Source organism: Flavobacterium sp. (assembly GCF_049240005.1).
In the GTDB taxonomy this organism is placed as follows: Bacteria; Bacteroidota; Bacteroidia; order Flavobacteriales; family Flavobacteriaceae; genus Flavobacterium.
On sequence record NZ_JBMLTK010000060.1, the window covers coordinates 38,780 to 42,715 of the forward strand.

The 3,936-nt window shown below is 41.7% G+C and carries 2 protein-coding genes; one reads left to right on the top strand and one right to left on the bottom strand.

What is annotated here, in order from left to right:
• Window positions 1-44: 44 nt before the first annotated feature.
• Window positions 45-1,637, bottom strand: coding sequence for a T9SS type A sorting domain-containing protein (locus ACOVQQ_RS06390; protein WP_421817459.1), 1,593 nt, complete (start codon window positions 1,635-1,637; stop codon window positions 45-47).
• A gap of 1,204 nt (window positions 1,638-2,841) precedes the next feature.
• Here ACOVQQ_RS06390 and ychF point away from each other — a divergent pair.
• Entirely contained in the window at window positions 2,842-3,936 is a 1,095-nt protein-coding gene (ychF, locus tag ACOVQQ_RS06395) for a redox-regulated ATPase YchF (protein WP_421817460.1), read from the top strand.

Genomic DNA, 3,936 nt, shown 5'->3' on the forward strand with positions numbered 1-3,936 from the left:
AAGATTGAAAGATTTAAAGATTAGAAAATTTGGGGATTTCCTAATTACTTGCGGACTAATTTCAACACTTGTGAACCTCCGGCGGTGCTACATTTTGCAAAATAGAGTCCGGCGGGATACGAAGCTGCATCGATGATAACTTCAGACGAATTAGGTGTTAGCACTAGCACTTGTCTGCCGGAAACATCGTGTACGCTTATTGTTTGAATGTTTTGATCCGACTGTATTGTCCAGTTTCCATGCGATGGATTTGGGAATGCGCGAAGGCTTGCTTGTTGTGCGAAAGTATTGGTATTGAGTATTGTTCCTGGATTTACCGAGAAATAGATATTATCGAAATACACGATATCTGAAACCAAATCGGAACTGGTTCCTAACTTAAATTGGAAAAATTTGGTTTTATTGAATCCTAAATTTTGGAAAAAACTCAAGGGCACATTAACCGACTGCCACGCACCTTTAACCAACGTTCCGTTACTTCCTGTTGGCGTTAACTCGTAATTGTACTCCACTACTCCACCGTTATTGGCAATTAAGATAAAACGAATCTCGTTCGAGTTAGCGTCGGCGAAATAGTCGAAATGCACGTAATTGTAGTTTGAAATATCGGTTACTGTGTTAGTTCCTTCGCCATAACCAGCCACGGCAAAGTTCATGCGTATGGCTTCGTTTGTAACGGAGGTAGCGTCTAAATCGGGCGTTGAAGCGAACTCTCCAAAAACGTAATCGGGTGTCCATGTATTGGTAAAGTTACCAGTGTCGCTGTAAATGTTAAGCACTTCGGCGTTGGGAGTACCAGGCGTTGGAGCCGCATTTGGGGTGTTGGTCGTAAAATTTACATTATAAATTTCTTGTACTTGTCCGTTTGAAGAAGTTACAACTACTGTTGCGGTTCCGGGTAATGCATTTGCTTGCACGATCACAATGTTAGCATCTGGATCGGTGGCAACAGCCGACACTTGAGGAATATCGGTAGTACCAACAACTAAATCGACCGTGTAACTGGTTGTAATTGCTGAGAAGTTTGGAATACTGATGCCGTTGATGTTCAATGCGGCCAAAGAAGCATCGGCGCCGGCGGGTGTTGCTGGTTTCCAGAAATAGATGTTATCGAGGTAAATATCAACGGGCGAGGTACTTCCGGGTCCGTTTGCAGCAAATTTCATTTGAAAAACAGAATCCCACGTCATACCTGTAAATGCGCTTTTGGGGATATCAACGCTGTACCAGCTTCCTTGTGTATGGTTTATGGTTACTAGAAACTCGCTCTGACCGCTGCCGTTGTTTACGGGAGTTACCTGTAAGATTGTGTTTGTAGGATTGGCGTTGGTCCATACATCGACATGAAGAAATTCCATGTTGGAAAGATTTTGCGCTGCGAGGTTTGTTCCTTGGTAGTTAAAATTAAGGTAGGCTAGTACTAGATTGCCATCGCCAACATCGAAACTGGCATTGGTGCAGCAAATACCCGACTGTCCCCAATCGGGATTGTAATTTGTGGCGATATTTGGAAATGTATTTCCGTAGATAGAAACTACATCGGCCGGATTATTAGAAGGTGCGTTTGGAGCGGTGGTGGGTTGTGCAAATGATTGAGCTGAAGCTGCAAGCAGTATCGCAAATAAGAGGTTTTTCATGGTTTAGTTAATTTCTGTAAATGACGGCATTTTACTGATTATCAGATTTTTTGTGACGTTACAAAAACTATACAGGCGAAAACTAATTAAATAACGGCTATACGACTGCTAGCAGCGAGATTAGGCAATAACCAAAGAGGTTTGTTGTGTAGTTATGTTGTGGTAAAAAGTTGCGAAATTGGGAATTATAAAAGGATAAAAATGTGTGAAGTGCCATTTTAAGCATGAAAATAACGGTAACGGCTTTCGGTTTACAGATTGCATTTGCTGCGGTTATATTTGGGAACTTCTTTGTTAGCGCACTGAAAACACAAAAATGCACAGAATTTTGTGGAAAATTTAGCTGTTGAGGAAAACACAGAACGCGTCGATACTTATCCTTCGACGGGTCCAGGCACCGGCCTTCGACAGGCTCAGGCACCGGCTATAAGCGGGTTCGGGTGGTAAAATGATACGTAAAGTGGAGAACGTCGCGAAGTCTTAATACTCAAATCTTAATACTTGATACTACACAAAAAATATGTGGAAAATCCGTAATGGTATCTTGATTTTTTTTCAAAACTTCGCCTCGATGGGGGCGGGCGGGATGGGGAGCGATTCCCACGTATGAAATTCCCAGAAATAAATTTTACGGAAAAACCGTATTTTTTTAAAAATTTTGAGATTGAAAGATTGAAAAAAGGAACGATTTCCACTTTGCGAACTTTGCGTAGATCTTTGCGAACTTTGCGGTTAGCCTTCGACAAACTCTGGCATCAACCTTCGATAGGCTTAGGAGCTGAGGGAGCACAATGTTTCACGATACTTTTCACAATATACATAACGCCGCCTTCGACAAGCTCAGGCACCCACAATACGTGGGTTCAGTAGGGCAAAACGATACGTAAAATGTTAAACGTCGCGATCCCGATAGCTATCGGGACTAACTTCTAAAAAAGCCTTCGACACGACCAGGCACCAGCGATACGTGGGTTCAGTAGGGCAAAACGACATGTAAAGTGGTGCATTTACAGATGCTAATCGCTAACTCAACTAGTTTTCAGAACTCATGAATAAGTTTTAAAAAAGTGCAGGCAATCTTCCGTACAATCATTCCAAAAAATTAAAATTTTGCCTCAGTAAATCTGCTTTGAAAATTCGACTACAAATCTATTTTGCTTAAAATGCAAAACGTATCTTTGCCCGATTTTAAAAAACACACGCCATGAAAGCCGGAATCGTAGGATTACCCAACGTTGGAAAGTCAACTTTATTTAATTGTTTATCGAATGCGAAAGCACAAAGTGCAAACTTTCCGTTTTGTACGATCGAACCCAATGTGGGAGTCGTAAACGTTCCGGACCCTAGAATTAACAAACTTGAAGAATTGGTGAAGCCCGAACGTGTGGTTATGGCAACAGTCGATATAGTTGACATTGCAGGATTGGTAAAAGGCGCGAGTAAAGGCGAAGGTCTTGGAAATCAGTTTCTTGGAAACATTCGCGAATGTAATGCCATCATTCACGTATTGCGCTGTTTTGACAACGATAATATTGTTCACGTAGACGGAAATGTGAATCCGATTCGCGACAAAGAAACGATCGATATTGAGTTACAACTGAAAGATTTAGAAACCGTTGAAAAGCGTTTGGAAAAGGTAAAACGCGCAGCCAAAACGGGAAATAAAGAAGCACAGGTTGAGGAAGCATTATTAAATCGCATTCGCGAAACACTATTGCAAGGAAAATCGGCACGTACCGTTTCAGCGAACAACGACGACGAAGTGAAACTTTTAGAAGATTTTCAATTAATTACCACCAAACCAGTGTTGTACGTTTGTAATGTTGATGAAGGTTCGGCGGTATCGGGTAACAAATATGTGGAGCAAGTTCGCGAGTTGGTTAAAGAAGAAAGTGCCGAAGTTATTGTACTTGCGGTTGCTACAGAAGCCGACATTACTGAATTAGAGACCTACGAAGAACGTCAGATGTTTTTAGAGGATTTAGGTCTGAGTGAGCCCGGCTCGTCGGTTTTGATTCGTGCAGCATACAAATTATTAAAACAACAAACCTATTTTACAGCAGGCGTTAAAGAAGTACGTGCGTGGACTATAAACATTGGCGCTACGGCACCACAGGCCGCTGGTGTGATACATTCCGACTTTGAAAAAGGTTTTATTCGTGCTGAGGTTATCGCTTTCGACGATTACGTAACTTATGGTTCGGAAGCTAAAGTAAAAGAAGCGGGTAAATTACGTGTAGAAGGCAAGGAATACATTGTTAAAGATGGCGATGTAATGCACTTCAGATTTAACGTGTAA